Consider the following 26,645-nt stretch of genomic DNA (forward strand, 5'->3'; position numbering starts at 1 on the left):
CGTGATGCTCTGCGTTTTCCTGAGCTTGGGCATAAGTGGCAACCGAGGGCTGCGCAATTAAAGATCTGCGAGCCGGCTTACGATCGCGTCGAGAAACGTCCTCGTCTTTGTCGGAACATGGCGTCTGGAAGGAAGCAGTGCGTAGATAGGTGCCGGGGCTGACTCCAACCGTTAAAACTTTTGCACCTCTTCAACAAATCAGGCGATGCAATCAAGCGATCGCCTGCATGCTTGCGGTCTTTTATTGCCTGATTTTTATTGGCCAAGATTGAGTACGATTTTGCCACGTGTATGTCCGGCCATACTTTTTTCGACGGCCTGCTTCACCTGCGAGATCGGAAACACTTCGACCTCTACAGAGAGTTGGCCTGCATCGAACAAATCGGCGATGGCCGTGAGTTGCCTGCCATCCGGCCGAGTGGCGAAATTTTTCGCTGAAGCGCCGTGCACCTTCGCCAACTCCGCGTCCGGCGCGCTGACCGGCGACACCAGGACCCCGCCCCGCTTCAATACCTTCCAGGAACGTCGCTGGGTTTCGCCGCCAATCAGGTCAAGCACGATATCTACATCCGCCACCACATCCTCGAAGGCCTGGCTACGGTAGTCGATCACCTGATTCGAGCCGATTTTTTTCAGGTAGCCATGGTTGCCGATCGAAGCGGTGGCAATGACCGTGGCGCCGGCATGCCTGGCTATCTGCACGGCCATGCTGCCGACTCCGCCGGCGGCACCGTGAATCAGTACTCGCTGACCCGCCTTGATGCCCGCATGCTCATGCAACGCTTGCCAGGCCGTCAGTGCCGCCACTGCCACACCACTGGCCTGCAGGGCAGAAAGACTGCGCGGCCTGAGCGCCAGGCGATCGGCTGGTACGGCAACCTTTGTGGCATACCCACCTGTGATGCCGATAAAACCAAATACCTTATCGCCGACTGCGAAGCCGCTCACCCCCTTGCCGATCGCGGAAATCGTTCCTGCCACTTCGACGCCCGGCGTGTAGGGCAACGGCAACGGGATAAAGGCTTTCATGGAACCCGAAAGAATCTTCCAATCGATCGGGTTGACCGCTGCACCCTCCACGTCGATCAGCACCTCGCCCTCGCCCGCAAGCGGGTCGGCGACGTCTTCCAGGCGCAGCACATCTGGGCTGCCGTATTCATGCACACGTATGGCTTTCATGGAGAATCCTCGGATGATTTCGAAAGATGAAATCTGGGAGGCGCCGCAAACGTTCATCCACTGCGGCGCCATTGGCTCAGCGACGACGGGCATCGAGGCTGAAGCGACCGGCGCCGAACGCGACGATCTGCAACAGGCCGCCCGCCATGGCGATGTTCTTGAAGAAGTGGATGAACTGGTTCTGGTCGCCCAGACTGTTATGGAATGCCAGCGCGGTGACCACGCTGAACAGGGCCAGCACCAGCGCAACGGTACGGGTACGGTAGCCAGCGATCAGCGCAATGCCGCCGCCGATTTCGATGATGATAGCCAACGCTAGAGCGAGTTGCGGGAACGGCAACCCCACCGAACCGATGTAGCCGATCATCATTGCCGGGGCGCTCAGTTTGGAGATGCCCGAGAGAATGAAAATGGCGCTGAGAAGCACACGACCGACCAGAGCAGCCGTGTCGGTGATAGCGACAGAGCTGGACAGTTCATGAGTGTTGCGGGAGGTAGTAGCTGCAGATTGGGACATGGTCGTTCTTCCATCAAGTAGGGCGCATCCACTATGGAGCGCCGCGTTGAAGAAAGTCTGCCACCCACTCTACAATCGTAATAGCCGACTAATTTCGACGATTACGTTCTAGTATTTCGACATGTACTCACGTCCTTCTCGTCGGGTTCTTACGGCACCACTGCACGTGAAATCAGCATAAATGCCCCGCAAGCGTTCAAGGAAATCGAAATGATCTCAGACCCAGGTACTCCCACTCTCGATCAACTGCGTGTATTCCTGACGGTTGTCGAGGTCGGCAGTTTTGCGGCCGCCGCAAGAAAACTGCACCGAGCCACTTCAGTCATCAGCTATTCGATCGCAAATCTTGAGATGCAACTCGGCGTGGCGCTTTTTGACCGACATACGACTCGTAAACCCCAGCTCACCGATGCCGGCCGCACCGTTCTGGCCGAAGCCAGAACCATCGCCAATGGTATTCATGGATTACGCGCCAAAGTAAAAGGCCTGCTTCAGGGGCTCGAAGCTGAAGTTCATGTAGTACTTGATGTCATGCTTCCAGCTGAGCGCGTGGTGGACGCACTCAAATCATTTCGAGAGGAATTTCCTACGGTTGCACTCCACTTGCATATGGAGGCACTCGGCGCAGTCACTCAACTGGTGATCAACGGCGGCGCGTCAGTCGGCGTCAGTGGCCCGATGAATGAGGGGATTGATGGTATCGAAAGAATTGGGGTCGGCAGTGTTGAGTTGATTCCGGTTGCAGCCCCCAATCATCCACTGGCTTCAAGCGAGTCGAATATTCCAGGTGCTGGACGTGAGTTCACCCAGCTTGTGCTGTCCGACCGCTCGCTTCTGACAAAAGACAAGGATTTCGCAGTCCTCAGTACCCGCACGTGGCGGCTGGCAGATCTGGGGGCTAAACACATGTTGCTACGTGAAGGCATTGGCTGGGGGAACATGCCGATCACGATGGTCCGGGAGGATCTGGATACTGGCCGACTCGTACATCTGAAAATGCCGGAATACAAAAGCGGGATCTATACTTTCGACGCTATCTATCGCACTGATCTGCCGCCAGGACCCGCCGCAAGGTGGTTGATTGATCGGTTCGTTCAACAAAGCTCAGAGGGTGATGCGCCAGCGCTTCGAAAGCACGAGGACCATTTGCATCACTGAGCGTAGATCTTCAATCTTTTCTATTTTTTAGAACCTTGACTTCGATTTTAACCTGGTTTTTCTGAACAGAAATCTATGGGAAATTCTCATTAATCACGGCATATGGCCGTGAAATGACGAAGGAATTTCTCCCATGGCTAAAGTTCTCGTTCTCTATTACTCATCTTATGGCCACATTGAGGCCATGGCACAGGCCGTGGCAGAAGGCGCCCGCCAAACGGGTGCACACGTCGATGTAAAACGTGTTCCAGAAACCGTTCCGGAAGAAGTTGCCAAAGGCGCGTACTTCAAACTGGATCAGGCAGCACCTGTGGCCAGTATCGCCGACCTGGAAAACTACGATGCAATCATTGTCGGTACAGGTACCCGATTTGGTCGGATGAGCAGCCAAATGGCCGCCTTCCTGGACCAGGCCGGTGGACTCTGGCTCCGTGGTGCATTGCATGGAAAAGTGGGTGGCGCGTTCACGTCCTCCGCCACTCAACATGGCGGCCAGGAAACCACGCTGTTCTCGATCATTACCAACCTCTTCCATTTCGGCATGACCGTCGTTGGCCTGCCCTACAGCCATCAAGGGCAAATGAATATGACGGAAATTGTTGGCGGTGCACCCTACGGCGCAACGACGATCACCGGGGGAGACGGTTCACGCCAGCCGAGTGAAATCGATTTGGCAGGCGCTCGCCACCAGGGTGAATTGATTGCGAAAACCGCGGCCAAACTTTTCGACTAAGCCGTTGACGGCAGCCGGTGCAAACCGGCTGCCGTGCCCTTGAGGCAAAAGATGAGCAACGCCCAGGAACTGCTCATGGCGCATTTCGACACCTTTGTCGTCGACCATGAAAAGTGGAAGTCGATCATCTCGTTACATACCGCTGGTAGTAACCCGTCGCCTGAATGCAGGCCCGCATTAGAACCACACGCGAACGGCACCCAAAATATCCAGCGGGCGATAGCATTTTTCATCCTGTCGCTCTTCCCCCCTGGATGAAATCGTTCTAAAAAGCCCGGCCTGCGCTTCGGACTTTTTGCTATTCTGAAGGTGTAGGTGAAGACGCAGACTGATGCGCAAGAGGATAGCGAGGAAGCGTGGGGCGCGTTCCGAAGGGTACACGGTTAGAAAGATCTCCGCGCTGAGATCCAGCCCTTATGCCGTGTGAAGCAGAAGAGCACAAAACTGTTCTGTGAGAGTCCTGATAAACCTTGTAAGCCGGAGACCAGCGCCGGCCACCTACTTAATTTCCAGAGCCCGCCATGTGCGGGCTTTTTCGTTTCCTCAGGCGCAAGACTGAGCATGGTCATTTAATACCGGCTCAAGCCCGCGTGGCACAAAAACCCCATTCGTCACAGAACTTCATTGCTTCAGCCAACAAGCGTTTGCCTGCGCCCTTGCCACGCGCTGAGTCATCCAGAATGAAGCACCGGAGAATCGCTTCGCCGCCCTCTCCTTCGCCATCAATTGCAATCGAACCGACAATTCGCTGGCCATCCAGAGCCACCGTTGGCGAACGGCAGCGTGATGACCGCCCGTAACCCTGGATCGGCGTCAGCTCATGCTTCGCTATGCTTAATGACACGCCGCTGGAACGGTTGATTGCAGGCTTGGCGGCGTGAGCGCCAGGAGCAAAGGCAGGGAGACGAGGCAGCCACTTGAATAGAGAATCGAATGATGAAAATGCTACTGATGGTCGAGTTCCCCCATGAACCCTTCAACACTCTCGTCAGAACCGGGAAGGTAGGCGAAATCATCGGGCGTATCCTGGAAAGCATCAAACCGGAGGCGGCCTACTTTACCGAGCAGGATGGAATGCGCGGCGGGATTTTCCTGATCAACGTACAAGACTCATCTGAAATCCCCAGTTTTGCGGAACCGTTTTTTCTCAACTTCCAGGCCAACTGCAAGTTCCGTCTTGTCATGAGTCCGCAGGATCTGCAAAAGGCCGGTCTGGAGGAACTCGGAAAAACGTGGGCGTGAAGGAGCAATCAGTTCGGGTCGGTTACGTACGCTCCCAGTCCGCCCGCTGAACTCACCTTCAGACGTGACCGACACCAGACAATTCTCAAGTCGCTACGAACCCCATGGGCAAAGGCGATTGCGCATAGCTATGATGGGAGACCATGACAGCCTCTCTCCAGATTCGACAACCTTGCCCACCTGGTGCCTGCGACTGCGGGCGTGAACAGCTGGTGGACATACCCAGCGCTGATTTGCGCATTTTGTACCTGACCCGCCAGGAGGAAAAACGCCTGCTCGACCGGCTGGAGAATCTTCAGAGCCTGACCGACCTCGAGCATTTGCAGCGTCGGATGTACGAGCAGTTGGGCATTCGTCTGCAAATCACTCCAAGCTTCCACGAAGTACGAAGCATGCGCGGCATCGGTATTCACCTCCTGGACCTGCCCGGACTGTGTCGCAAAACCCGCCAATCGATCCCGGCAGCCATTCGCCGCGGTTTGGAGAAGCACCCGGAAATCGCCTACGAGCTGCTCAACGCTCACGACCTTTTGCGCGATGCCTGACAATGTAAAAACCTCGGCAGTCAGGCATCCTGGAGTCGCTCACGCAGAAACTCGATAAACCGTTGGGTTTTCGCTGGCAACAGCCGCGTCTCGGTGAGGGCATAAACCGAGATGGGCGAGGCCTGCCATTGCGGCAAGACTCTGCGCAGCGTGCCATTGGCAACGTCCTGCGCAGCGATACCTTCCGCCAGTAACGCGATACCCAGATCCAGAGTCGCCAGACGTCGAATCATTCCCACGCTATTGAGTTCGAATCGACCGCCAATCTCGACGTCTACCTCCCCTTCACTGCTGGAGAGCGTCCAGCGGTCAGCACGCGTTCCGCGCAGCCGCAGGCATTCGTGATTGGTCAGATCCGAGGGATGAGCAGGCTCACCGGACAGTTCCAGATAGCGGGGTGAGGCGTAAAGACAGCGTCGAAAACTGGCGAGCTTACGGGCGATCAGGTTCGAACTTGCAGGCTCGCCCATGCGAATGACCACATCAACCGGCTCACTCACCAGATCGACCTGACGCGGTGTCAGATCGAACTCGAAGCTGATACCGGGATAAAGCCGGGCAAACTCCGCAATCAGCGGCGCCAGGTAGATATTGGCGAAATCCACCGGGAACGAGGCCCGCAGTACACCGCTGGGTCTGGCAAGCATTTCGCCTAGCTGCTCGTGCGCGAGCCTGGCCTCCTCGACGATGCGCTTGCAGCGATCGAAGTACAACTGCCCCGCCTCGGTCAGCTCGATCTTGCGCGTGGTGCGATGCAGAAGCCTTAGCCCGATTTCCTTTTCAAGGCCACTTATCCGGCGAGACAGCGTCGAGTTCGGCATCCCCATCGCCTCTGCCGCCCGGCGGAAACTGCGCGCTTTCACGACCTCGACGAACAGCGCCATGTCATTGAGAAACTCCAATGCGATTGCTCCATTAATGGATCAGTGATTTCAATTTTACCCGGTTTATCCCGGATTCGGATTGATCAATGATAGCCACGTCACTACTGAGGAGCACCGTAATGAATTCGCTTTTTTCTCAAGTCCAGCTCGGTCGCCATCAACTGTCCAACCGTATGGTCATGGCCCCGATGACTCGTTCGCGTTCCGATGACTCCGGAGTGCCTACCGAGTTGGTGCCGACTTACTACGCCCAGCGCGCCGGTGCCGGGTTGATCATCAGTGAAGGTGTGTTCCCTGTTGCCCTGGGCAAGGGTTACGTCCGCACCCCCGGTATCGAAACCGCCGAGCAGGTGGCCGCCTGGAAGCAAGTCAGCGAGGCCGTACATGCTCGCGGCGGACGGATCTTCATGCAGTTGATGCACTGCGGACGCATTTCGCACCCTTCGCTGTTGCCTGATGGCGCCCAGCCACAGGCACCCTCCGCGATCAAACCCGCCGGCCAGACCTGGACAGCGACAGGCCTTCAGGACTTCGTCACCCCACATGCGCTGAGCGTGGTTGAGATTGCCGCGGTCATCGAGGGCTACCGGCAGGCGGCACGACTGGCCATAGAGGCCGGTTTCGACGGTGTCGAGTTGCATGCTGCTTCCGGGTATCTGCCTGAACAGTTTCTCTCGACGGGCAGCAATCAGCGCACTGATGGGTACGGTGGATCGGTTGAAAACCGTGCTCGCTTTGTACTGGAGGTGCTGGCCGCATTGTCGACGGAGATTGGCAGTGATCGTGTTGGCGTCAAGGTCTCACCTGAAATGAACTTCAACGACATCGTCGATACCAACCCACGCGAAACCTACACTTACCTGGTCGAGCAACTGCGCGGGCTCAATCTCGCCTATCTACACGTTACCCTGTTCGGAGCCAGCATCGACTACCACGCCTTGTTGCGCCCACTGTTCGACGGCAGCTACCTGATCGGTGGCGGACTCGATCAACGCTCTGCCGAATCCCTGATCGCTGATGGCCGGGCAGATGCCGCAGTTTTTGGCAGCGCATTCCTCGCCAATCCCGATCTGCCCGAGCGTTTTCGCACAGGCGCCGAGCTTAATGTTCCGGACAAGGACACGTTCTACGCACCGGGCGCGCAGGGGTATATCGATTACCCGGCCCTGAGCCCGGCACAAAACGCCTGAGGAAACTGCCATGACGACCGTCGCACGACTACAGCGCATGAATCAGGGCAGCCACTTCCGGGCTTTCACGCTACGGGGAGGTCAGTTCGCCGAACCCATCGACCCCTTCCTCGCGGTCGACCACGTCTGGGTCAGCGGGCCCACGTTCCCGCCGCACCCTCATGCTGGTTTTTCAGCGGCGTCCTACCTGTTTCTTGATTCCGAAACCGGGATTGATAACCGAGACTCTTTGGGCAACCGCAACCTGATTCGGCCTGGCGGGTTGCATTGGACTGCATCGGGTAAAGGCGTGGTGCATGAGGAAGTGCCCGCCGAACCTGGCAAGACGGTGCACATGCTGCAAATTTTCATCAACCTCCCACGGGATCGGCAAGCGGCTTCGCCGTTTGTGCTTAGCCTCGAAGCGCAGGACGTACCCGTAGTGCATTTGCCGGGGGTCAAAATCAGAGTGCCGCTGGGCAGTTTCGCGGATGTTTCTTCGCCGCTGTCGCTGCCCACCGACGTGCGCATGTTGGACATCTCCATTGAGGAAGGATCTGAAGTGAGGATCTCAATACCGGATGACCATATTGCATTCGTTATGCCGATTGACGGAGAGGTGTTGGTCGATGGTCAGCGCTTCAACCTCATCGAGCCAAAGCTGCCAGTGAACCTGCCGCAGAGCGACGATCGAATAGTCACGTTGCGTGCAAACAAGGGGAACACCAAGGCTGTGCTGTTTTCTGGCGTCCCGCTTCATCAACCGGTGTATTGGCAAGGGCCGCTGGCACTTGCCTCTTCAGAAGCGCTGGCCGAGGCCGTTGAAGGCTACCAGCGCGGTGCGTTCGGAAAGCTACAACCTCGTTGAATGATCGAAACAGCCCAAAGCCCGGAGCGTTAGTGCCCCAACCGTAGAGCCAGGATAATCATAATGACGTACGAAAAATTCAGTGCCTACAATACCGCCCTGCTGTTGATCGATCACCAGGTGGGGACAATGGGATGGGTGAAATCCATTCCTTTCGAAGAGCTGAAACGCAACGCTCTGATGCTCGCAAAGGCGGCAAGCATTCTGAAGCTTCCGGTGGTGCTGACCTCCAGCATGGAGGAGTACGCTCAGGGGCCGCTGCTGAGTGAACTGGAGCAGATCCTGCCCGCCGAGTTCGCTGCCCGCGTCCAACGCCTGGGTATCGTCAATGCCATGGACGATGAAAACTTCGCCGCCGCCGTCAAGGCGACCGGGCGGAAAAAGCTGATCATTGCCGGTGTCACCAATGACGTCTGCACGGTTTATCCGGCGCTGAGTCTGGTGCGCGATGGCTATGAAGTTCAGGTAGTTGCCGATGGTGGTGGCTCACCGAGTGTAATGGCCGATGACATCGCCCTGCGGCGGATGGATAAAGGCGGCGTGACGCTGACCACCACCAACCAACTGATCGCAGAACTCGCCGGAAGCTGGGCTACGCCGCAAGGGGGTCAATTGGTGCAAGTCCTGATGACGGCACTTCAAAGCTAAAGACTTCCGTGAGCGATTGGCAGAACCGCTCTGTGTGGTTCTGCCAATCTTCGGTTGGGCAACACAGCCTGCTTCTGGTCGTTCAAAGCTGTCTGCGCCAGGTTGCTGGTACCCGCCACCTTTTAGTCAACCTCTCATCGTCCGCTTTCGGTCGACCGACGTGTTGAGAGCCACGGCGACGCGAAAGAGCGCCTTCAAGGCGTCTTCATCAATCCTGTCGCCCTCATGGAAATCAATGGCACGTCGGGTGTTGCCTTCGAGGCTGGAGTTGAAGAGACCTGCTGGGTCCTCCAACGAGGCGCCCTTGGCGAAGGTCATCTTCACGGCATTCTTGTACGTCTCACCGGTACAGATGATTCCGGCGTGCGACCACACCGGAACCCCCCTCCACTTCCATTCCTCGACTACTTCGGGGTCGGCCTGCTTGATGAGCGTTCGGACCCTGGCGAGCGTCTCGCCCCGCCAATCACTCAGCTCCTTGATTCGCGCATCGATCAGCTGAGAGGCAGAGCTTGCCTCCTCTCCTTCGTTTGCGCCGATCGTCTCCTTCTTCATGGTGGTTGTCTCCTTTTTCATAATGGTTGTCGCGCTCTTCATGGTGGTTGTCGCTCGCCTGCCACTAGGCTTTGCGGTAAGCCATCGAGTCATCGATACGTTTGAGTATGTAGTCGCCCGCGGCCACCGGCGGATACAGGCTCTGCGCCGGGTCGATACCCAGATCGCAGGGATCGACTCCAGCGCTGTAGGTCGGGTCGTAGAACGTCGCGATGGAGTAGCGCTCATGGCCTGAAGAGTTGATCACCCGATGCAGGGTCGATCGAAAACGATCGTTGGACCAATGCGCCAACAGGTCTCCGACGTTCACCACCAGGCTGCCGGGAATCGGCGTGGCCTCGATCCAGCGATTGGAGCCCAGCTCGCGCACCTGCAAGCCACCGCTGTTGTCTTGATAGAGCAAGGTGATACAGCCGTAATCGGTGTGAGGAGCCACACCGAACTGGTCAGCCTCGGCCTGCGGCGGTTGTGGCGGGTAATAGACCATCTGCGTGCGCTGCAGCGGCTTGGCATATTTATCCGTGAAAAAATCTTCTTCGATGCCCAGCCCCACCGCCACCACTCTCAGCAGGTCCGCCCCGGCCTTGCCGATTTCCGCATAGTACTCAGTCAATGCGTCACGCAGCTGTGGCATGAATGCCGGCCACTGATTCGGTCCACGCAACGCTTCACCGGCGAGGACGCAAGGATCATCCTCCGCCAGCTCCAGACCCATACTGAAAAACTCCTTGTGATCGGGCTTGGTGGCTTCATACATGGTCGCCCCACCCAACGCATGCCAGCCTCGATGGCGCTTGTTCACTGCCACCTGGCGTTTGACCTCGATCGGATAGGCAAAGAACTGCGCGGCAGCCTCCATGGCCCTGTCAATCACCGTTTGCGGCACGCCGTGATTGATGATGTAGAAGAAGCCGGTGTCGCTACAGGCTTTTCGAATGGCGTCACCGGCCCGACGAATACTCGCCTGATCACCTTCGCGGACACCGGACATATCAATCAAGGGCAGATGGGTGCTAGAGGTCATGCTCACTCCTTGGTGCATCGTGCATGCAGTGGCGGGATGAAGGGTTCAGCCAGCGAATGACGAACCGGTATATACAGGACAAAGCACTTACTGTGCCGCTCTGCCAGACAATCGCCGGCAAGCCTCAGGCTAAAGCGAACATCACTTTTTGATAACGGTACAAGACCGCTAAAAACCCGTTACCTGCCGGTTTCCATTCGCCCCAGCCGGGGGCAGAGAGACCACATTTGGTGCAACCGTTGGTTACAAATCTCAAAAGACAGCCGCCCATGATTGTCTTTTCATCGAGGGTAAACAGAGTCTGGAACGCTGGTTGGCGAGTGAAAACGGAATTACGGCCTGCATTTTGCCTTACCTGTATATACATGATCATATAGCTATCCTATTCCCCGTCACCCTGACCTCAGGACACTCTCAATGTACGCACCGTTGCAGCTCAAACCCGGTCAACTCACCCTCGATCAATTGCGCGCCATTTACCAGTTGCAAAGCCCTTTCGAACTGGACCCGGCTGCACGCGACGTGGTCAATGCCAGTACACGTACGGTAGACGACATTATCGCCAACCAGCGCACGGTATACGGCATCAACACCGGTTTCGGCCTGCTGGCACGAACCTCCATTCCCACCGAATCACTGGCCAAGCTGCAACGTAACCTGCTCCTGTCGCACTGCACTGGCACCGGCCCGTTACTGGATGACGCCAGTGTCGGCCTGATCATGGCACTCAAGGTCGGCTCCCTTGCCCGTGGTTTTTCCGGGATTCGCTGGGAAGTCATTCAGGCCCTGAGCAAGCTTTATGCCGCCAGGGTTTATCCCTGCGTACCGTCGCAAGGATCGGTCGGTGCTTCGGGCGATCTGGCACCGTTGGCGCATATGTCCGCAGTGCTGATCGGTGTCGGCCGGGTGCGTCATGAAGGTCGTGAAATGGATGCCGTCGAAGGCCTGGCGATTGCCGGTCTGGAACCGCTGGTGCTGGGCCCGAAGGAAGGCCTGGCGCTGATCAATGGCACTCAGGTTTCGACAGCGCTGGCCTTGCGTGGCCTGTTCGCCTGCGAAAAGCTGTTCAGCGCTGCGGTGATCGCCGGCAGCCTGAGCGTTGAAGCGTTGAAAGGCTCGGACGTGCCCTTTGACCCTCGGATCCAGGCGGTTCGCGGACAACCGGGGCAAATCGACGTGGCGTTGCTCTACCGCGAACTGTTGGCCACCAGCGAGATTCGCGAATCCCATCGTGACTGCGACCGGGTGCAGGACCCTTACTCGCTGCGCTGCCAGCCTCAGGTCATGGGCGCCTGCCTGGACCACATGCGTTTCGCCGCCGGGGTGTTTCTGCGTGAAGCCAACGCCGTTTCGGATAACCCGCTGGTGTTCTGCGCCGACGGGGACGTGCTCTCCGGCGGCAACTTCCACGCCGAACCGGTCGCCATGGCCGCCGATGTACTGGCCCTGGCCATTTCAGAAATCGGTGCTCTGTCAGAGCGCAGGATCGCCCAACTGGTTGATCCGGCACTGTCGGGCCTGCCGGCCTTTCTGGTGCGTGAAGGCGGTCTGAATTCCGGGTTCATGATCGCTCAGGTCACCGCTGCCGCCCTCGCTTCGGAGAACAAGACCCTCGCGCATCCAGCGTCGGTGGATAGCCTGCCGACTTCGGCCAACCAGGAAGACCACGTCTCGATGGCGACTTTTGCGGCACGTCGTTTGCTGGATATGGCCGGTAACAGCAGCGCCGTCGTCGCCATCGAACTGCTGGGCGCCGCTCAAGGCGTGGACTTGCATGCACCTTTGCAGACCTCGAAAAAGCTCGGCGAAGTGCTGACGATGATTCGCCACGAAGTCGCGCATTACGATGAAGACCGCTATTTCGCACCCGACATCGCCGCTGCACGGGCCTGGGTCGAAAACGCAGCGTTCACCCGCTGGTTGCCTGCCGAGCGCCTGTACGCCTGATCTGTACACGTAAGCCGAACCCGTTCGCCGCCGCGTTGCAGCGGCGAACACCGATTCTTTCGTAGTCGATGGGAAATGCCATGCGTCGCTATTATTCAGGCCCCGATTATCGTCGAGCGCAGAGCATTGCCGAGTTGGCGGCGATGGCCCGTCAACGCTTGCCGCACTTCGCCTGGGAATACCTGGAGGGTGGTGCCGAAGAAGAACTGACCTTGCGCCGCAACCGTCAGGGCTTCGCTGAAATCGCCCTGCTGCCACAGACCCTGGTGCCCTGCAGCAAGACGCAACTCCAACGCTCGCTGTTTGGTCGAGAGCTGCCGCTACCCATCGCCATCGGCCCCACCGGCTACAACGCCATGCTCTATCGCGATGCCGATATTCACCTGGCCCGCGCCGCAACGGAGCGCGGCTTGCCCTTTACCCTGAGTACCGTTTCCACCAGTTCACTGGAGCAAGTGGTGGCGGCGGTGCCTGAGGTGAATCTCTGGTTCCAGCTGTATTGCCTGCGTGATCCCAGTGTCCAGGAGGACCTGCTGCAACGCGCTGCCGCCGTAGGTTGCAAAACTTTGTTGCTGACCAGCGACGCGGTGCTGCTGGGTAATCGGGAATGGGACAAACGCAACTTTGTCCGGCCCCGGCAACTGAGCCTGCGCAACAAGTTCGACGTGCTCAATCATCCACGCTGGATGGCCCAGGCGTTGTGGCCCCATGGTCTGCCAAACCTGGGCAACATCGAACGTTATTTGCCACCTGAGCAACGCACTATCGAAGGCGCCGCCCATTTCATCGGCTCGCAAATGGACACCGGGCTCGATTGGGATGCCCTCGCCCGTCTGCGCGACCGCTGGCCACAACGCTTGTTGCTCAAAGGAGTGTTGCACCCGGCAGATGCCGAGAAAGCCGTTGCACTGGGTCTCGATGGGCTGGTGGTGAGCAACCACGGCGGCCGGCAACTGGACGGCGTCCCTGCGAGCATCGACTGCCTGCCGGCAATTGCCGCCGTGGCCAAAGGCAAACTCACCTTGCTGCTCGACAGCGGCATCCGCCGTGGCACTGACATTCTCAAAGCCTGCGCCCTCGGTGCCGACGCAGTTTTGCTCGGGCGCGCTACTTTGTATGGAGTGGCGGTCGGCGGACAAGCAGGTGCCGGCCACGCTCTCGACCTGCTTGCAGAAGAGTTGCGCCTGGCTCTGTCGTTGCTCGGCACACCAGACCTGAACCAGCTCGACCGTCGCCAGCTGTGCGCGACGCCCTCCACATCTTTCACCGTGAGTTGAACCGATGAGCGACTTGCAACAGACCCTCGAACAATTGCGCCTGGCGCTGGGTGATGCCGCCGTAATGACGGGTGCCGATATCAGCCAACGGCACTACAGCGACTGGACGGGCCATGCGCCGGCCTGCCCTGCCGCGCTGTTGCTGCCGCGTACCACGGAGCAGGTCGCGAGCGCCTTGCGCATCTGCAATGACGCGCAGCAATCGGTGGTTCCCCAAGGCGGGATGACCGGGCTAGCCGGTGGCGCAATACCTCGTGAAACAGACATTGCCCTGTCCCTTGAGCGCCTGCGCGGCATCGAAGAAATCGACCCGGCGGCGGCAACCATCAGCGTCTGGGCCGGCACCACGCTTGCGCAAATCCAGCAAGCGGCTCTCGATGCGGGTTTTGTATTCCCGCTGGATCTAGGCGCCCGTGGCTCGTGCCAGATTGGCGGCAACATTGCCACCAATGCCGGCGGCAATGCGGTGATCCGCTACGGCATGACCCGTGATCTGGTCCTCGGACTGGAGGTGGTCCTGGCCGATGGCCGGGTCCTCAACCTGCTCAACAAGATGATCAAGAACAACTGCGGTTATGACCTGAAACAGTGCTTCATCGGCAGCGAAGGCACGCTCGGGGTGATTACCCGTGCGGTATTGAAACTGGCTCCCCAACCCGGCCCGACCACCACCCTGCTCTGCGCCCTGCCCGATTACGCCAGTGCGGTCAGCCTGCTGCGGCGGGTACAACGCAGTGTTGGTACTCCGCAGGCGTATGAGCTGATGTGGCAAGACTTCTTCCGCCTGGGCGTCAGTTGGCTGGAAAACACCGCAGCGCCGATCTCGCTGGAGTATCCGTTGTATGTATTGCTCGAGTCCGCCAGCTCTCGGGAGTCTCTTGAGCAGACGCTGGAACAGGCCTTCAGCGCCGGTGAAGTGCTTGATGCAGTCCTGGCCAGCTCCCAGACCCAGGCCCGCGCGCTCTGGAAGATCCGTGAAGCGACCGGCGAATTTCCCCTGCGCATGACCCCGTTGAACTTCGACATCAGCCTCCCCATCGGACTGATCGGCGACTTCGCCGAACGCTGCCGCCAGCGCCTGGAGCAACGCTGGCCGGGCAACCACAGTGTGTATTTCGGCCACATCGGTGACAGCAACCTGCACCTGACCGTCGACTGCGCCTCGCTGCCTCAACCCGCTCCAATCCTTGAAATCGAGGAACTGGTCTATAGCGCTGTTGGCGAACTGGGCGGCTCGGTCTCGGCCGAACATGGCATCGGCCTGCTCAAGCGCGAATTTCTCCATCACTCGGTCAGCATCGAAGCTCGTCAGGCGATGCAGCAACTGAAGGATTGCTTCGACCCCAAGGGCATTCTCAACCCGGGGAAAATCCTCGGTTGAGTTCACATTCAAGCTGTATATACCGCTATGGCACGTTAACTGCTGTAGCGGTCATGAATCACCCGCAACACATAACTAGAACCAACACACACCATAAGCCTCGCTGCACCTGATGAAGGAGTTACACCATGCAACTCGATTCTCTGTTCAGTAAAAAATTCAATGGCCTGTTCATCGCACTGACCCTGGCTGGCGCCTGCATGGCGGCCCAGGCCGATCAGCTCGCGGATGTGAAAAAGGCCGGTGAACTGGTGGTAGGCACCGAGCTGCAATTTGCCCCTTTCGACTTTACCGAGAACGGTAAACAGAAAGGCCTGAACGCCGAGCTGTTCGAGCAACTGGGCAAAGAGTTGGGGGTCAAGGTCAGGTTCATGGACTTGCCATGGCCAAGTGTATTGCCGGGGCTTGAAGCGAAGAAATTCGACATGGTCGCAGGCCCTATCATCGTCACCAAGGCGCGCAAGGAGCGCTACCACTTCGTGATGCCGATCGCCGAGGCGACGGTAGCGTTGCTGGTCAGCGCCAAGGACAGCCCGATCAGTAAACCTGAAGACATCGCCGGCAAAGCCGTGGGCGCAGGCAAGGGTTCGGCGCAGCTCGAAGAGCTGAAAACCTTCTCCTCCACCCTGCCGAAGAAAGTCGATGTCCGGGAATACATCGACAACAACCAGGCCTACGCCGAGCTGGGGACCAAACGCATCGTTGCCGTCGCCAACTCACTGCCGAACATTTCCTACGTCGCCGCCCAGCACCCGGACAAGTACAAAGTGGTCATGCCTCCGTTCGGCAAGAAATCCTACTTCGCCTACCTGGGACGCAAGGATGACGACGCTAACAGCCTGATCGCCGCCCTCGATACCGCCATGCTGAAAATGCACGATGACGGTCGTCTCGCCGCCCTGCAGAAGAAATGGCTGGGTGCCGAAATGGACGTGCCGAAAGCTGACTTCGACCCTACCTGGTAAACCGGATTTGCAGGTTCGGTGAACGGATCGCCGGCTCAGCCGAGCCGGCGATTTATCCATGTTGGAGGCACGACGATGTTCGATTGGCCTTTACTGTTGCAAAACCTGCCGCTGCTGTTGGACAGCCTGCTGGTGACCCTCGAGATATCCGTCTCGGCGTTGGCCATCGGCTTTGTCATCGGCGTTATCGTCGGCAGCTTGCGTCTTTCACCCCTGCCGTTGTTCAGACGTTTGGGTGGCGCTTATATATTCGTGTTCCGCGGCATTCCGCTGCTGGTGCAATTGCTGTTCATCTATTACTTCCTGCCGCGTATCGGCCTGCCCAACGTTTCGCCCATGGTGGCGGCGGTGATCGGCCTGTCCCTGGCGGCGGGAGCGTACATCGCTGAAATCATGCGCGGTGGCTTTCTCGCCATTCCCGGCGGTCAATTGGAAGCCGCCGGTCTGCTGGGTCTGAGTTCAGGACAAATGCTGGTGCGCATCCGTGTCCCTCAAGCCGTGCGTCTGACTCTACCGGCACTGGTCAATGAAATGATTCTGCTGATCAAGGCCTCCTCGCTGGTGTCGGTAGTGGGCCTGGCCGACCTGACCCGCACGGCGCAGAACATTGCGGCCAGTGACTACCTGTTCGTTCAGGACTACCTGATGCTGGCCGGCTTCTATTGCCTGATCAACATCCCGCTGGCGTTTTTGGGTGGCCAGCTGGAACGTCACCTGAAGGAGCGCACCGCATGATCTTTGACCCCACAATCATCACCAACCACCTCGGCGACATCGGCGAAGGCTTCATGGTCACCCTCGGGACCTGGTCTGCGGGTGTGGCGCTGGGTCTGCTGTTGGGCCTGTTGATTGCCGTCGCCCAACTGTTCGGCAACAGCCTGGTTCGCGTGCCGCTGCGGGTGTTCATCGAGATGATTCGAAGTACTCCGTTTCTGGTCCAGCTGTTCCTGGTGTATTACGGCGGCCCGTCTTTCGGGCTGAGCCTGGACCCCATTCCGGCCGGCATTCTCGGTTTGGGCATTTACGGCAGCGTGTATTTCGCCGAAATTTTCCGTACCGGTTTTGAATCCGTAGCCCGCGGACAACTGGAGGCCGCCGACTGCCTGGGCATCAGCCGTCTGCAATGCATCACGCGCATCCAGATTCCGCAAATGCTGGTGATCATCCTGCCAGCGCTGGTCAATCTGATCACCATCCTGTGCAAGGAAACCGCCGTGCTGTCGATCATCACCATCCCCGAACTGACCATGGTCCTCACCGGCATCGGTTCGGAAACCTTCGCCTTTGTCGAGACCCTGCTGGTGCTGTGCATTGGCTACCTGCTGCTGGTGGAAGCCTGTTCCCGGCTGGGCATGCTTCTGGAAGTACGCGTCGGGCGTTTCATGCAGAAGCAACCGCGATGAACAACCTCCTCCCGGCCGCCGTGGACCTGCGCGTGAAACCCGTCCTTTCGACGCGTACAGCTGCGCCACACTCATCCGTATTGAAAGAATCAGGTGAAGCGATGATGACTCCCAAGGCACTCTCCGACAATCGCGAGCCGATGCTCAAGCTGCACAACGTCGGCAAGAGCTTCGGCACTCTGCGCGTACTCAAGGGTATCGACTTACAGGTCCGGCATTCTGAAGTGGTATGCCTGATCGGCCCCTCCGGCTCGGGTAAAAGCACCTTGCTGCGTAGCATGGCGTTCCTTGAAGAATACGACGAGGGCGAGATTCATATCGAAGGCCAATTGCTTGGCTGGGTGCCGGAAAACGGCAAAGGCCGCAAGCGCGCGGCGCAGTCGCAAATCAACCAGGTGCGACGCAATGTCGGCATGGTCTTCCAGCAATTCAATCTGTGGCCGCACATGACCGCCCTCGGCAATGTCAGTGAAGCCTTGCTGCGCGTGCGAAAACTGTCTGCCGATGACGCTCGGCAACGGGCCATGGCGATGCTCGATAAAGTCGGCTTGGCCCACAAGGCCGCGGCCTATCCGGCGCAGCTGTCCGGTGGCCAGCAACAGCGCGTGGCGATTGCCCGAGCGCTGGCGATGGAGCCGCACATCATGCTGTTCGATGAGCCCACTTCTGCCCTCGACCCGGAACTGGTCGGCGAAGTGCTGCAGGTCATGAAAACCCTGGCCAGGGAAGGCATGACCATGGTGGTGGTCACCCATGAGATGGGCTTCGCCGCCCAGGTTGCCGACTCGGTGGTGTTTCTCGATCAGGGCCAGGTGGTTGCCCGTGGCACGCCTCACGAAATTTTTCACAACGCCGAGCAGCCGCGTCTGCAGCAATTCCTGCAGAACTACCTGGACCGCAATGCCTTCTGGCAAGACACCCAAGAGATCAGCCCAGTATGAATTCCAACGATCTGAATCTGTTAGCCCGCGCCGAAGTGCGCGACCTTGCCAGCTACAACGCCGGCCTCGGCACTGAAGCGGTGCGCAAACGCTTTGGGCTGACTCGCGTGGCCAAGCTCGGCAGCAACGAAAACCCTCTTGGGCCGGCGCCAGCCGTCGCAGCAGCAATGACCCAGGCCTGCTCGAGCATCGCCTTGTATCCAGACGCCAATTGTCTGGAGCTGCGCGCCGCGCTGTCTGAAAAGCTCGGGATACCCGGTAATCAGTTGGTGTTCGGCAATGGCTCTGAAGACTTGCTGAGCGTCATCAGTCGGGTCTTTCTCGACCATGACGATGAAGTCGTCACGGTGGTGCCCTCCTTCGGTCTGCACTTCATTTACCCGATCGCGGCCGGAGCCCGTGTTCTGGGCATTCCGATGACGGCCGACGGGGCCTTCGACGTGCCGGCGATGATCGATGCGCTAACCCCGCGCACTCGTCTGCTGATGTTCTCCTGCCCTTCCAATCCGGTCGGCTGCACCCTGGACGCCGACGAACTGCGACAACTGCTCGCGGCACTCCCGCCACAGTGCTTGCTGGTGTTCGATGAGGCCTATTACGAGTACGCCCGATTCGAGGCCGACTACCCGGATTGCCTGGGTTTGATTCAGGCCAGCGGCAAACCGTTCATTCTGTTGCGCACCTTCTCCAAAGCCTATTCCCTGGCAGGTTTGCGAGTCGGCTACGGCATTGTCAGCGATCCTCTGCTGGCGGATCTGATCAACCGTCTGCGCACGCCCTTCAACGTTAACCGCGTAGCGCAAGCCGCTGCGGTTGCGGCACTGGCCGACGATGAACATCTGCAAACGACCCTCGCGCACATCGCCCGCGAGCGTCGGCGGCTGGTGGCGGCCTTACAGGAGCTGGGCCTGTCAACCGCGCCGTCCATGGCCAACTTCCTCTACTTCACCACAGCCTGGCCTGCCGAAGAGGTCAATCAGGCGTTGCTACGTGAGGGGGTGATCATCAAGCCCTGGCGCGAAGCCGGATACGCTCGACACTTGCGGGTATCCATCGGAAGCTGTGAGGATAACGACCTTTTTCTTACAGCCTTGGCAAGAATACTTGCCGTACAAGAGACGCGGACCGACTGATGATAAAAAATGCACCGCAAGCTCTCTATCGGCGCGCGAAGGACTTTGTGCAAGACAAGATTCGCGCAGGCGAATGGAACCCCGGCGACCTGATTCCTTCAGAAAACCGGTTGGTGCAGGAGCTGGGCATATCGCGCATGACCGTCAACCGGGCATTGCGCGAACTGACCGAAGAAGGTCATCTGGTGCGGGTCTCGGGTGTCGGCACCTTCGTGGCCGAAAGCAAACCGCAATCGAACCTGCTGCGAATCACCAACATTGCCGACGAGATCATCGCCCGGGGCCATAGCTACACGTGCCGCGTCCTGCACCTGGGACGCGAGGCGGCCTCGATGCCGGTGGCCGCTGCCCTCGCGCTGGCCACCGGCTCCTCGGTTTTTCATCTGATCTGCGTGCATTGCGAAGAAGGTGTGCCGGTGCAGCTCGAGGATCGTTACGTCAATCCCGAGTTGGTACCGGAATTTTTGCTGCAAGACTTTGGCGAGCACCTGCAACCGGCGAGATACCTGTTGCAGGTCATCAGGCCCGATGAAATGGAACATATCGTCGAAGCCAGCCACCCCAGCATCGATGAAAGCAAACACATGCAAATCGATGCCAACGAGCCCTGCCTGGTCCTCATGCGCCGGACCTGGAGTCAGAGCAAGATCGTCACCTATGTGCGCCTGATCCATCCCTCGTCCCGCTATCGCCTGGGCAGCCGCCTACCGGTGAATGGAGCGCACAGAGACAGCTGAGACCGAGGACAGTGTGCCGCTTGCGCCCATGCGCGATACGCTCAGTCGGCTCGGTCAGTAGCCAGGATAGATTGCGCCTTGGCGCGATCACGTCGCTACGCCCCCCCCCGGATGCCCCTTATAGGGGGGTATTCACAATAATTGGTAAAGCCGTTCCCGCTAGCGTTTGATTGAAAATCAGAACACATTTATTTCCCAGAACCTGAACGGCTGCCTTAGCCGTTTGCCAGCGTCGATAATCAGCTTAAAACCAGCAATCAACATTTATCCGCTCAACGCCTTACAACGTTACATCGCCTTATTGAACAATCCATGCCTGCCGCCCTATGGAAGAGAGCTTATGCAGACCGACAAGACTGAATCACTTCTTCACATAGCCCGCAGCATCGTTGCCAAAGTGCCGTATTGCATGGCAATTACCGTTACCGAAGCGGGCCATGCGAATGCTCGTATCGTTGAACCCTATTCATTGAGCGAACAGTGGTCGGTGCGTTTCCTGACGGGGCGGCAGTGCCGCAAGGTCCAGGAAATGCAACACACTGGGCGAATGACTCTGTCTTACCAATGTGATGAAGATCACGCGTACGTGACACTGCTTGGACAAGCAAAAGTGCTGGATCACGATCCGGCACTCAAGAGCACGTTGTGGCGGAAGAATTCAGACTTGTGGTTCCCTGGCGGACCATTTGACCCGGACGTGGTGGTAATCGAATTGCTGGTCGAGCAGGTTGAATTGTGGTGTCTAAAACTCGGCGTGGCCCCACCTCCGGTCGGCCTGCAAGCTGCAATCCTGAAACGCGATGGCGCCGATTGGATTACGTTGGTGGGCTAAACACAGAGACCACTCCCCACGTTGCACACAAGCATCCCGCAAGAGCTGACACCTCAGCCTGCCCGGTCCCCGGAAATAACAAAGCCCGGCGCGCCTGAGTCTGTAAACGAATCGCTGCACTGCTGCGCGCACACTTCCCGAAGGCACCCACGCAACCAGCGATGCGCCAGGTCGGCATCCAGCCGTGGATGCCAGAGCATTGAGACGGTGAACGTCGGTATGGCGAGTGGAAGCGTAAAACTGTGCATGCCGACGCGCAGGTTAGCGGTGTGCCGTTCCGGGACACTGGCGATCAGGTCGGTGGTCCGGGCGAGTGCCAGCGCGGTCGAAAAGCCTGCGACGATGGTCACCACTTCCCGCGTAAGCTCGAACGACTTCAAGGCTTCATCGATAGGTCCCTTGTCGAGTCCCCGACGGGAAACATAAATGTGCCTGCCAGCCGCATAACGGGCGGGAGTGATCTCGCCCTGGCTCAGTGGATGCCCCCTTCGCACGACGCCAATGAAGCGATCCCGGAACAGTGCCTGCGTACGCACTTCAGGGCCTTCGGTCTTCCCCACCACACCCGTTTCCAGATCGACGCTACCGTCGCGAAGTGGCGTGCTGTCCTTATCGGGCTTCTGCACGAAACGCAGCCGCACGCCAGGCGCTTGCTCGCCGATGCGCGCAATGAGGTCCGCGCCGAAACTCTCTACAAAACCTTCACTGGTGCGTAGCGTGAACGTGCGGACCAGCTGTTTGAGGTCGAGCCTCTGCGCAGGGCGTAGAACCGCCTCTGCGTCCTGCACGAGCTGACTGACCTGCTCGCGCAATTCGAGTGCTCGGGGGGTAGGAACGAGACCGCGTCCGGCCCTGACCAGCAGCGGATCGCCGGTCGTTTCACGCAATCGCGCCAGCGCCCGACTCATCGCCGACGGGCTAAGCCGTAAGCGCTTCGCTGCGCGCGCAACGCTGCCTTCTGCGAGCAGCACATCAAGGGTGACCAGCAAGTTGAGATCGGGTGTCGACATGCATCGCCCCTGAAATGGCGTGATGGTGATAAGGCGTTAAACGCACGAATAAAGTGCAAAGGGTGCGCCTTCCGCCATGTTATGCGCGGGCGTAGATTTCTGACAGCTCCGTTTCGGGAGTTGCCAGACAAAGGGAACATGATGAAGCCAATCAATGCAGGACGAGATGAGGCAGTCGCAGGAGGTGCACAACGGGCCCCCTCGGTTGGGTGGGCGCTCTCCAGCCTTTCGTTATCCATGTTGCTGTCCTCGTTCGGCACCAGCATCGCCAATGTTGGTTTGCCAACACTGGCACAGGTTTTCAACGCCTCCTTCCAGGAAGTCCAATGGATTGTTGTCGCTTATCTCCTGGCCATCACCACGCTGATCGTCAGCGTCGGACGGCTCGGTGACATCACCGGTCGTCGGCGGCTGCTACTGGGAGGAATCTTCCTGTTCACGCTGGCCTCGGCCCTGTGCGGCTTCGCGCCCACGCTCTGGCTGCTGATTGCCGCCCGGGCCCTGCAAGGTCTCGGCGCTGCCGTCATGATGGCCCTGACCATGGCGTTTGTCGGCGAGACGGTTTCGAAAGCAAAGACCGGCAGCGCCATGGGCTTGCTCGGAACGATGTCCGCAATGGGCACCGCTCTCGGTCCATCGCTTGGCGGCGTGCTGATCGCCGGCCTCGGTTGGCCGGCCATCTTCCTCATCAACGTACCGCTGGGTATCCTGACTTTTATTCTCGCGTATCGCTGTCTGCCCGTTGATCGCCGGGGGCCGAAGAGTGGTAGTGCCGGTTTTGACCCTGTGGGTACGCTGTTGCTGGCTCTGACGCTCGCGGCCTATGCACTCGCCATGACGATGGGGCGCGGCAGTTTCAGTGCGCTCAACATGGCTCTGCTGCTGGCGGCTGTCTTCGGAGCTGGCCTCTTCGTGTTCGCCGAGGCGAGAGCCGCATCACCGTTGATTCGATTGGCGATGTTCCGCGATCCCGTGCTGAGTGGGAGCCTCGCCATGAACGTGCTCGTCTCGACGGTGATGATGGCGACGCTGGTGGTCGGGCCGTTCTACCTCTCTCGCGCACTCGGGCTCAACTTGGCTCTTGTTGGAGTCGTCATGTCGATTGGCCCAATTATCTCCGCACTGAGCGGTGTCCCAGCGGGTCGTATGGTCGACCGTTTGAGCGCGCCATTCGTGGTCATCGTTGGGCTCATCGTAATGGCGGCGGGTTCATTGGCTCTATTCGTGCTTCCGGCGATGTTCGGCATTGCGGGCTACATTGCTGCCATCGTCGTCTTGACCCCCGGTTATCAGCTGTTCCAGGCAGCTAACAACACGGCGGTCATGATGGATGTCCACTCGGATCAGCGAGGCGTCATTTCCGGCATGCTCAGCCTGTCGCGCAATCTGGGACTCATCACCGGTGCATCCGCGTTGGGCGCCGTGTTCGTGCGTGCATCGGCGACGATCGACATCACCACGGCGCGTCCCGAGGCCGTTGCCAGCGGTATGCGGATCACGTTCGCCGTCGCACTGGCGCTGATCGCCGCTGCGCTCGTCATCGCACTGGGATCCCGAGCTCTGGCAACCCGCCCTTCGCTCCCCGCAGACGTCTCGTGACGTGATAAAAAACTGCACATCTTTGCGCTCCAACCCCCGTAGCAGCTGCCGAGCCCGCGAGGCTGCGTTCGGCTGCGTAGCAGTCGTAAAGTCGGGCATCGCGTTCTTCCAGCCAGATGGTATGCACAGGATTTGCGAGGACTTCGTCCTCGAACGCAGCCTCGCAGGCTCGGCAGCTGCTACGGACGTAGTGCTTCACCCTGTTTCAACCTTGTGTAGATACCTATGGTCATGATGCAGAAAACAAAATCAGCTTCAGCGTGAAAAGGCGTTGCGCTGGGTGGGGCCAAATCGCGCATCATGGGCACAGTCAGCTCAAGGAGAGTTCCATGCGCGTCCTGTCATCCGTTATGCATCTTGCTACGTTGTCGCTGGGTCTGGTGTTCGCCGCCACTGCCGTGGCGACCGAAGAGACGCAACTGGTCGAGTCGATCAACACTTACCGCAGCCAGGTACAGCGCTGCGCCGGCCAAGTGTCTCAGGAGCTGCCACCGCTGGCGGCCGATCCGCGCCTGATCCTGTCCGGCAACAATGTCGGCGATCTGCAGCAGGCGCTGGCGCGTACGGCTTATCCGATGGTCACCGTACAGGCGATCACGTTGTCCGGGCCGCGTGATGTGCAATCGGCCATGAAGGCCGTAAGCGAAAGCTTCTGCCAGGTGGTGCTGGACCCGCAGTTCGTCGATATCGGCGTCAGCCACGAGGGAAATGCATGGCGTATTGTGCTGGCGCGTCCGCTGTTGACAGGGCGCCTGGGCGACTGGCAGGCGGAAGGACAGAAGCTGCTCGACATGATCAACACCGCCCGCAAGCAAACGCGCCAGTGCGGCGCTCAATCCTTTGTAGCCACGGCACCGCTGGCCTGGAACGCCACACTGGCGACGGCGGCCCAGACGCATACCCGGGCCATGGCCAATAACAACTTCTTCGACCACAAGGACCGCGATGGCCGTACGCCGGGTGATCGGGCTGAACTGGCGGGCTACGCCGGCCAGCAGATCGGCGAGAACATCGCCGCCGGGCAAGACACCGTGCGCAAGGTGGTCGATGGCTGGCTCGCCAGCCCCGGTCACTGCGCCAACCTGATGAACCCGCAGTTCCGCGAACTGGGCGCGGCTTATGCGGTAGATCCGAAGAGTGACGCGGGGATTTACTGGACGGCGATGTTCGGTACGCCGTAAGTGCCTTTAGCGATCCTGCGATCGACCTATACTTTATGGATTACCACACTCGATGCGACGCGCAACCGTGTTCGATGGACTTCGTGACGTATCGAGCGGTCCGTTCACGCAGGTGCAGGCCTGCCTTCGTATGAAGGAGAACATCATGTCGCGTAAATATATCGATTGCCGCGAATTTCCGAGCGCAACCAAGTGTTCTGTCGCGCTGTCCGCCGACTCTGAAAAGGAATTGCTGGAAGCCGCCGCGCAGCATGCAGTCACGGTTCACAAGCACGTCGATTCGCCAGAACTACGCGCACAACTGAAGACCATGTTTCACGATGGCACGCCGCCCGCTTGAAGCCGCGCGACACGCGTAATGCAGAAGGTCTGTCGGGGGATTTCGAACCGCCTGCGGGGCTCATCTTTATGAGCCCCGCAGTGCTAACGAGGCAACCTGTCGCCCTCACCGCCCCGATCAATCCACTCAACTCCCGGCACGGTGTATCAGGCGCCATCTGTCGTAGCCGTCCTTCGGCCCCTTCGAGCCGGCATTCCAGCGACTATGATGAGGGGCAACACCACTGAGGAGTTGAAAGATGTCGCTGACTCTTTACTACCATCCACTGTCGTCGTACTGCCACAAAGTGCTGATCGCGCTTTACGAAAACGCGATTGAATTTGAAAAGCGGATCATCAACCTCGCAGACGATGCAGACCGGGCAGAGCTTCAAGCCCTCTGGCCACTAGGCAAATTCCCGGTCATCAGTGACCACTTGCGCCAGCGCGCTCTGCCGGAGGCCACGATCATCATCGAGTACCTGGATCGCTATTATCCGGGTGAGCAACTGTTGATTCCGAACGATTGGGAGGCCGCGTTGGAGGTGCGTCTATGGGACCGCTTTTTCGACAACTATGTGCTGGAGCCAATACAACAGATTGTCAGTGATCACCTGCGTAGCGCCAACGCTGATTTGAGCAAACAACGGTCCACGCTGGAGACGGCCTACGCCATGCTCGAGCATCGGATGGCGTCCCGAATCTGGGTGGCCGGTCAAGACTTCAGCCTGGCCGATTGCGCCGCAACCCCGGCGCTTTTCTATGCCTGCACCCTCTTGCCGTTCCCGGACGAATTCAAGCACTTGAGTGCCTATTTCGACCGATTGACGCGCAGACCCTCCGTCCAGCGAGTCATCGACGAAGCCCGGCCCTACTTTTCGCTCTACCCGTTTGTGGACGCCATTCCCAAGCGGTTTCTCCAGGCACCGGACATCACTTGACGACCCGATACAAGCCCCCGCGACACTCGACTAACGGTACTTGAGTACACGCTTCCACCTTCCTACGATAGTTCTACGCAGCTGTTAAATGCTCCTGCAGTTGCGTAGGTGGCGAGTGATCTGAACCCCTACCAAGCTCGCCACTTGTTTCATGCGCATCTTGAGCCTCATGGGCTCTACTTCCTCCCCATCAAAGAGCTTTGAGGCTCTTTTTTGGCCTGTAAGAAACCCAGGAACAATAAAGCCCAGCGCTAGACTGGGCTTTTTCACACCCGAAAGGTGTCAGTGAATCAGTTCCCCCCTCACACCGCCTGATCAGTCACTTGAACGTGATGGGCTGTCGATTTTCAATCCGTGATCATGCTGTTTCAGTGAGGCGTTGCTGGTGCGGCGAGTCGCACGTTGATACTGTCACCGACCCGACCCATTGCCTGCTCTGGTTTGAGAACCGGCATCTT

The 26,645-nt window shown here is 58.8% G+C and carries 29 protein-coding genes and 1 pseudogene; 22 read left to right on the forward strand and 8 right to left on the reverse strand.

Going from position 1 to position 26,645, the window contains the following annotated elements; all coding sequences use genetic code 11:
- Positions 1 to 255 precede the first annotated feature (255 nt).
- Together ACIPIN_RS06120 and ACIPIN_RS06125 are read right to left on the reverse strand one after the other, a co-directional pair.
- Positions 256 to 1,179: an NADP-dependent oxidoreductase gene (locus tag ACIPIN_RS06120; protein ID WP_401116750.1), complete on the reverse strand. Its 924-nt coding sequence runs from the start codon at positions 1,177 to 1,179 to the stop codon at positions 256 to 258.
- 76 nt (positions 1,180 to 1,255) lie between these two features.
- Complete coding sequence (locus ACIPIN_RS06125) at positions 1,256 to 1,696, reverse strand: DoxX family protein (RefSeq protein WP_401116658.1); 441 nt, start codon at positions 1,694 to 1,696, stop codon at positions 1,256 to 1,258.
- A gap of 210 nt (positions 1,697 to 1,906) precedes the next feature.
- Between ACIPIN_RS06125 and ACIPIN_RS06130 the strand changes: the two genes are divergently transcribed.
- From ACIPIN_RS06130 to ACIPIN_RS06140, 3 genes are all read left to right on the forward strand, one after another.
- A complete protein-coding gene (locus ACIPIN_RS06130) occupies positions 1,907 to 2,854 on the forward strand; it encodes a LysR family transcriptional regulator (protein WP_401116660.1) in 948 nt (315 codons plus the stop codon).
- A 133-nt stretch (positions 2,855 to 2,987) separates the two neighbouring features.
- Positions 2,988 to 3,587, forward strand: coding sequence for an NAD(P)H:quinone oxidoreductase (wrbA, locus tag ACIPIN_RS06135; RefSeq protein WP_401116662.1), 600 nt, complete (start codon positions 2,988 to 2,990; stop codon positions 3,585 to 3,587).
- Between the two features lie 51 nt (positions 3,588 to 3,638).
- The gene (locus ACIPIN_RS06140; RefSeq protein ID WP_401116664.1) at positions 3,639 to 3,845 is read left to right on the forward strand and encodes a hypothetical protein; all 207 of its coding nucleotides are present in this window, start codon (positions 3,639 to 3,641) and stop codon (positions 3,843 to 3,845) included.
- A 328-nt stretch (positions 3,846 to 4,173) separates the two neighbouring features.
- On the opposite strand, the pseudogene ACIPIN_RS06145 reads toward ACIPIN_RS06140, so the two are convergent.
- Positions 4,174 to 4,353 (reverse strand): annotated as a pseudogene (locus tag ACIPIN_RS06145) (GNAT family N-acetyltransferase); the annotation flags it as partial.
- A gap of 170 nt (positions 4,354 to 4,523) precedes the next feature.
- On the opposite strand from ACIPIN_RS06145, the gene ACIPIN_RS06150 reads away from it, so the two are divergent.
- Positions 4,524 to 4,829, forward strand: coding sequence for a panthothenate synthetase (locus tag ACIPIN_RS06150; RefSeq protein WP_401116665.1), 306 nt, complete (start codon positions 4,524 to 4,526; stop codon positions 4,827 to 4,829).
- Between the two features lie 143 nt (positions 4,830 to 4,972).
- Entirely contained in the window at positions 4,973 to 5,374 is a 402-nt protein-coding gene (locus tag ACIPIN_RS06155) for a hypothetical protein (protein ID WP_401116667.1), read from the forward strand.
- 20 nt (positions 5,375 to 5,394) lie between these two features.
- On the opposite strand, the gene ACIPIN_RS06160 is transcribed toward ACIPIN_RS06155, so the two are convergent.
- Positions 5,395 to 6,276, reverse strand: a complete 882-nt coding sequence (locus ACIPIN_RS06160) for a LysR family transcriptional regulator (protein ID WP_401116668.1) — start codon at positions 6,274 to 6,276, stop codon at positions 5,395 to 5,397.
- Positions 6,277 to 6,377: 101 nt separating this feature from the next.
- Between ACIPIN_RS06160 and ACIPIN_RS06165 the strand changes: the two genes are divergently transcribed.
- From ACIPIN_RS06165 to ACIPIN_RS06175, 3 genes are all read left to right on the forward strand, one after another.
- Positions 6,378 to 7,448: an alkene reductase gene (locus ACIPIN_RS06165; RefSeq protein ID WP_401116670.1), complete on the forward strand. Its 1,071-nt coding sequence runs from the start codon at positions 6,378 to 6,380 to the stop codon at positions 7,446 to 7,448.
- A gap of 10 nt (positions 7,449 to 7,458) precedes the next feature.
- Positions 7,459 to 8,295 carry a pirin family protein gene (locus tag ACIPIN_RS06170; RefSeq protein WP_401116672.1) on the forward strand — a complete coding sequence of 279 codons (837 nt, stop codon included), beginning with the start codon at positions 7,459 to 7,461 and terminating at the stop codon, positions 8,293 to 8,295.
- 63 nt (positions 8,296 to 8,358) lie between these two features.
- Positions 8,359 to 8,943 (forward strand): isochorismatase family protein, encoded by a 585-nt coding sequence (locus ACIPIN_RS06175; protein WP_401116674.1) that lies wholly within the window; start codon positions 8,359 to 8,361, stop codon positions 8,941 to 8,943.
- 126 nt (positions 8,944 to 9,069) lie between these two features.
- Here the strand turns inward: ACIPIN_RS06175 and ACIPIN_RS06180 are convergent, their stop codons facing one another.
- From ACIPIN_RS06180 to ACIPIN_RS06190, 3 genes are all read right to left on the reverse strand, one after another.
- Positions 9,070 to 9,498 carry a DUF1801 domain-containing protein gene (locus ACIPIN_RS06180; protein WP_401116676.1) on the reverse strand — a complete coding sequence of 143 codons (429 nt, stop codon included), beginning with the start codon at positions 9,496 to 9,498 and terminating at the stop codon, positions 9,070 to 9,072.
- Positions 9,499 to 9,562: 64 nt separating this feature from the next.
- Positions 9,563 to 10,522: an isopenicillin N synthase family dioxygenase gene (locus ACIPIN_RS06185; protein ID WP_401116678.1), complete on the reverse strand. Its 960-nt coding sequence runs from the start codon at positions 10,520 to 10,522 to the stop codon at positions 9,563 to 9,565.
- Positions 10,523 to 10,646: 124 nt separating this feature from the next.
- On the reverse strand, positions 10,647 to 10,895 hold the full coding sequence (locus ACIPIN_RS06190) for a hypothetical protein (RefSeq protein ID WP_401116680.1): 249 nt from the start codon (positions 10,893 to 10,895) through the stop codon (positions 10,647 to 10,649).
- Positions 10,896 to 10,939: 44 nt separating this feature from the next.
- Here ACIPIN_RS06190 and hutH point away from each other — a divergent pair, with 44 nt between their 5' ends.
- The 10 genes from hutH to ACIPIN_RS06240 all read left to right on the forward strand — a co-directional run bounded on the left by hutH (position 10,940) and on the right by ACIPIN_RS06240 (position 21,138).
- A complete protein-coding gene (gene hutH, locus ACIPIN_RS06195; RefSeq protein ID WP_401116682.1) occupies positions 10,940 to 12,469 on the forward strand; it encodes a histidine ammonia-lyase in 1,530 nt (509 codons plus the stop codon).
- A gap of 80 nt (positions 12,470 to 12,549) precedes the next feature.
- Positions 12,550 to 13,746, forward strand: a complete 1,197-nt coding sequence (locus tag ACIPIN_RS06200) for an alpha-hydroxy acid oxidase (protein WP_401116684.1) — start codon at positions 12,550 to 12,552, stop codon at positions 13,744 to 13,746.
- Between the two features lie 4 nt (positions 13,747 to 13,750).
- Positions 13,751 to 15,127, forward strand: a complete 1,377-nt coding sequence (locus ACIPIN_RS06205; protein WP_401116686.1) for an FAD-binding oxidoreductase — start codon at positions 13,751 to 13,753, stop codon at positions 15,125 to 15,127.
- A gap of 128 nt (positions 15,128 to 15,255) precedes the next feature.
- The gene (locus ACIPIN_RS06210; protein ID WP_401116688.1) at positions 15,256 to 16,092 is read left to right on the forward strand and encodes a transporter substrate-binding domain-containing protein; all 837 of its coding nucleotides are present in this window, start codon (positions 15,256 to 15,258) and stop codon (positions 16,090 to 16,092) included.
- A gap of 75 nt (positions 16,093 to 16,167) precedes the next feature.
- Complete coding sequence (locus ACIPIN_RS06215) at positions 16,168 to 16,827, forward strand: amino acid ABC transporter permease (RefSeq protein WP_401116690.1); 660 nt, start codon at positions 16,168 to 16,170, stop codon at positions 16,825 to 16,827.
- On the forward strand, positions 16,824 to 17,495 hold the full coding sequence (locus tag ACIPIN_RS06220) for an amino acid ABC transporter permease (protein ID WP_401116692.1): 672 nt from the start codon (positions 16,824 to 16,826) through the stop codon (positions 17,493 to 17,495). The genes ACIPIN_RS06215 and ACIPIN_RS06220 overlap by 4 nt, the downstream gene beginning before the upstream one ends.
- Positions 17,496 to 17,635: 140 nt before the next feature.
- On the forward strand, positions 17,636 to 18,436 hold the full coding sequence (locus ACIPIN_RS06225; RefSeq protein WP_401116751.1) for an amino acid ABC transporter ATP-binding protein: 801 nt from the start codon (positions 17,636 to 17,638) through the stop codon (positions 18,434 to 18,436).
- Positions 18,433 to 19,569 carry a histidinol-phosphate transaminase gene (gene hisC, locus ACIPIN_RS06230; RefSeq protein ID WP_401116694.1) on the forward strand — a complete coding sequence of 379 codons (1,137 nt, stop codon included), beginning with the start codon at positions 18,433 to 18,435 and terminating at the stop codon, positions 19,567 to 19,569. The genes ACIPIN_RS06225 and hisC overlap by 4 nt, the downstream gene beginning before the upstream one ends.
- Positions 19,569 to 20,306 (forward strand): histidine utilization repressor, encoded by a 738-nt coding sequence (hutC, locus tag ACIPIN_RS06235; protein WP_401116696.1) that lies wholly within the window; start codon positions 19,569 to 19,571, stop codon positions 20,304 to 20,306. The genes hisC and hutC overlap by 1 nt, the downstream gene beginning before the upstream one ends.
- Positions 20,307 to 20,472: 166 nt before the next feature.
- Complete coding sequence (locus ACIPIN_RS06240) at positions 20,473 to 21,138, forward strand: pyridoxamine 5'-phosphate oxidase family protein (RefSeq protein ID WP_401116698.1); 666 nt, start codon at positions 20,473 to 20,475, stop codon at positions 21,136 to 21,138.
- Between the two features lie 53 nt (positions 21,139 to 21,191).
- Here ACIPIN_RS06240 and ACIPIN_RS06245 read toward each other — a convergent pair whose 3' ends face one another.
- Positions 21,192 to 22,148: a LysR family transcriptional regulator gene (locus tag ACIPIN_RS06245; RefSeq protein ID WP_401116700.1), complete on the reverse strand. Its 957-nt coding sequence runs from the start codon at positions 22,146 to 22,148 to the stop codon at positions 21,192 to 21,194.
- 141 nt (positions 22,149 to 22,289) lie between these two features.
- On the opposite strand from ACIPIN_RS06245, the gene ACIPIN_RS06250 reads away from it, so the two are divergent.
- The 4 genes from ACIPIN_RS06250 to ACIPIN_RS06265 all read left to right on the forward strand — a co-directional run bounded on the left by ACIPIN_RS06250 (position 22,290) and on the right by ACIPIN_RS06265 (position 26,187).
- Positions 22,290 to 23,747, forward strand: coding sequence for an MFS transporter (locus ACIPIN_RS06250; RefSeq protein WP_401116701.1), 1,458 nt, complete (start codon positions 22,290 to 22,292; stop codon positions 23,745 to 23,747).
- 329 nt (positions 23,748 to 24,076) lie between these two features.
- Entirely contained in the window at positions 24,077 to 24,928 is an 852-nt protein-coding gene (locus ACIPIN_RS06255) for a CAP domain-containing protein (protein ID WP_401116703.1), read from the forward strand.
- A 145-nt stretch (positions 24,929 to 25,073) separates the two neighbouring features.
- Positions 25,074 to 25,268, forward strand: a complete 195-nt coding sequence (locus tag ACIPIN_RS06260) for a DUF1059 domain-containing protein (protein WP_401116753.1) — start codon at positions 25,074 to 25,076, stop codon at positions 25,266 to 25,268.
- A gap of 238 nt (positions 25,269 to 25,506) precedes the next feature.
- Entirely contained in the window at positions 25,507 to 26,187 is a 681-nt protein-coding gene (locus tag ACIPIN_RS06265; RefSeq protein ID WP_401116705.1) for a glutathione S-transferase family protein, read from the forward strand.
- The last annotated feature ends 458 nt before the right edge of the window (positions 26,188 to 26,645 follow it).

The organism is Pseudomonas sp. NPDC087697 (assembly GCF_044743155.1).
In the GTDB taxonomy this organism is placed as follows: domain Bacteria; phylum Pseudomonadota; class Gammaproteobacteria; order Pseudomonadales; family Pseudomonadaceae; genus Aquipseudomonas.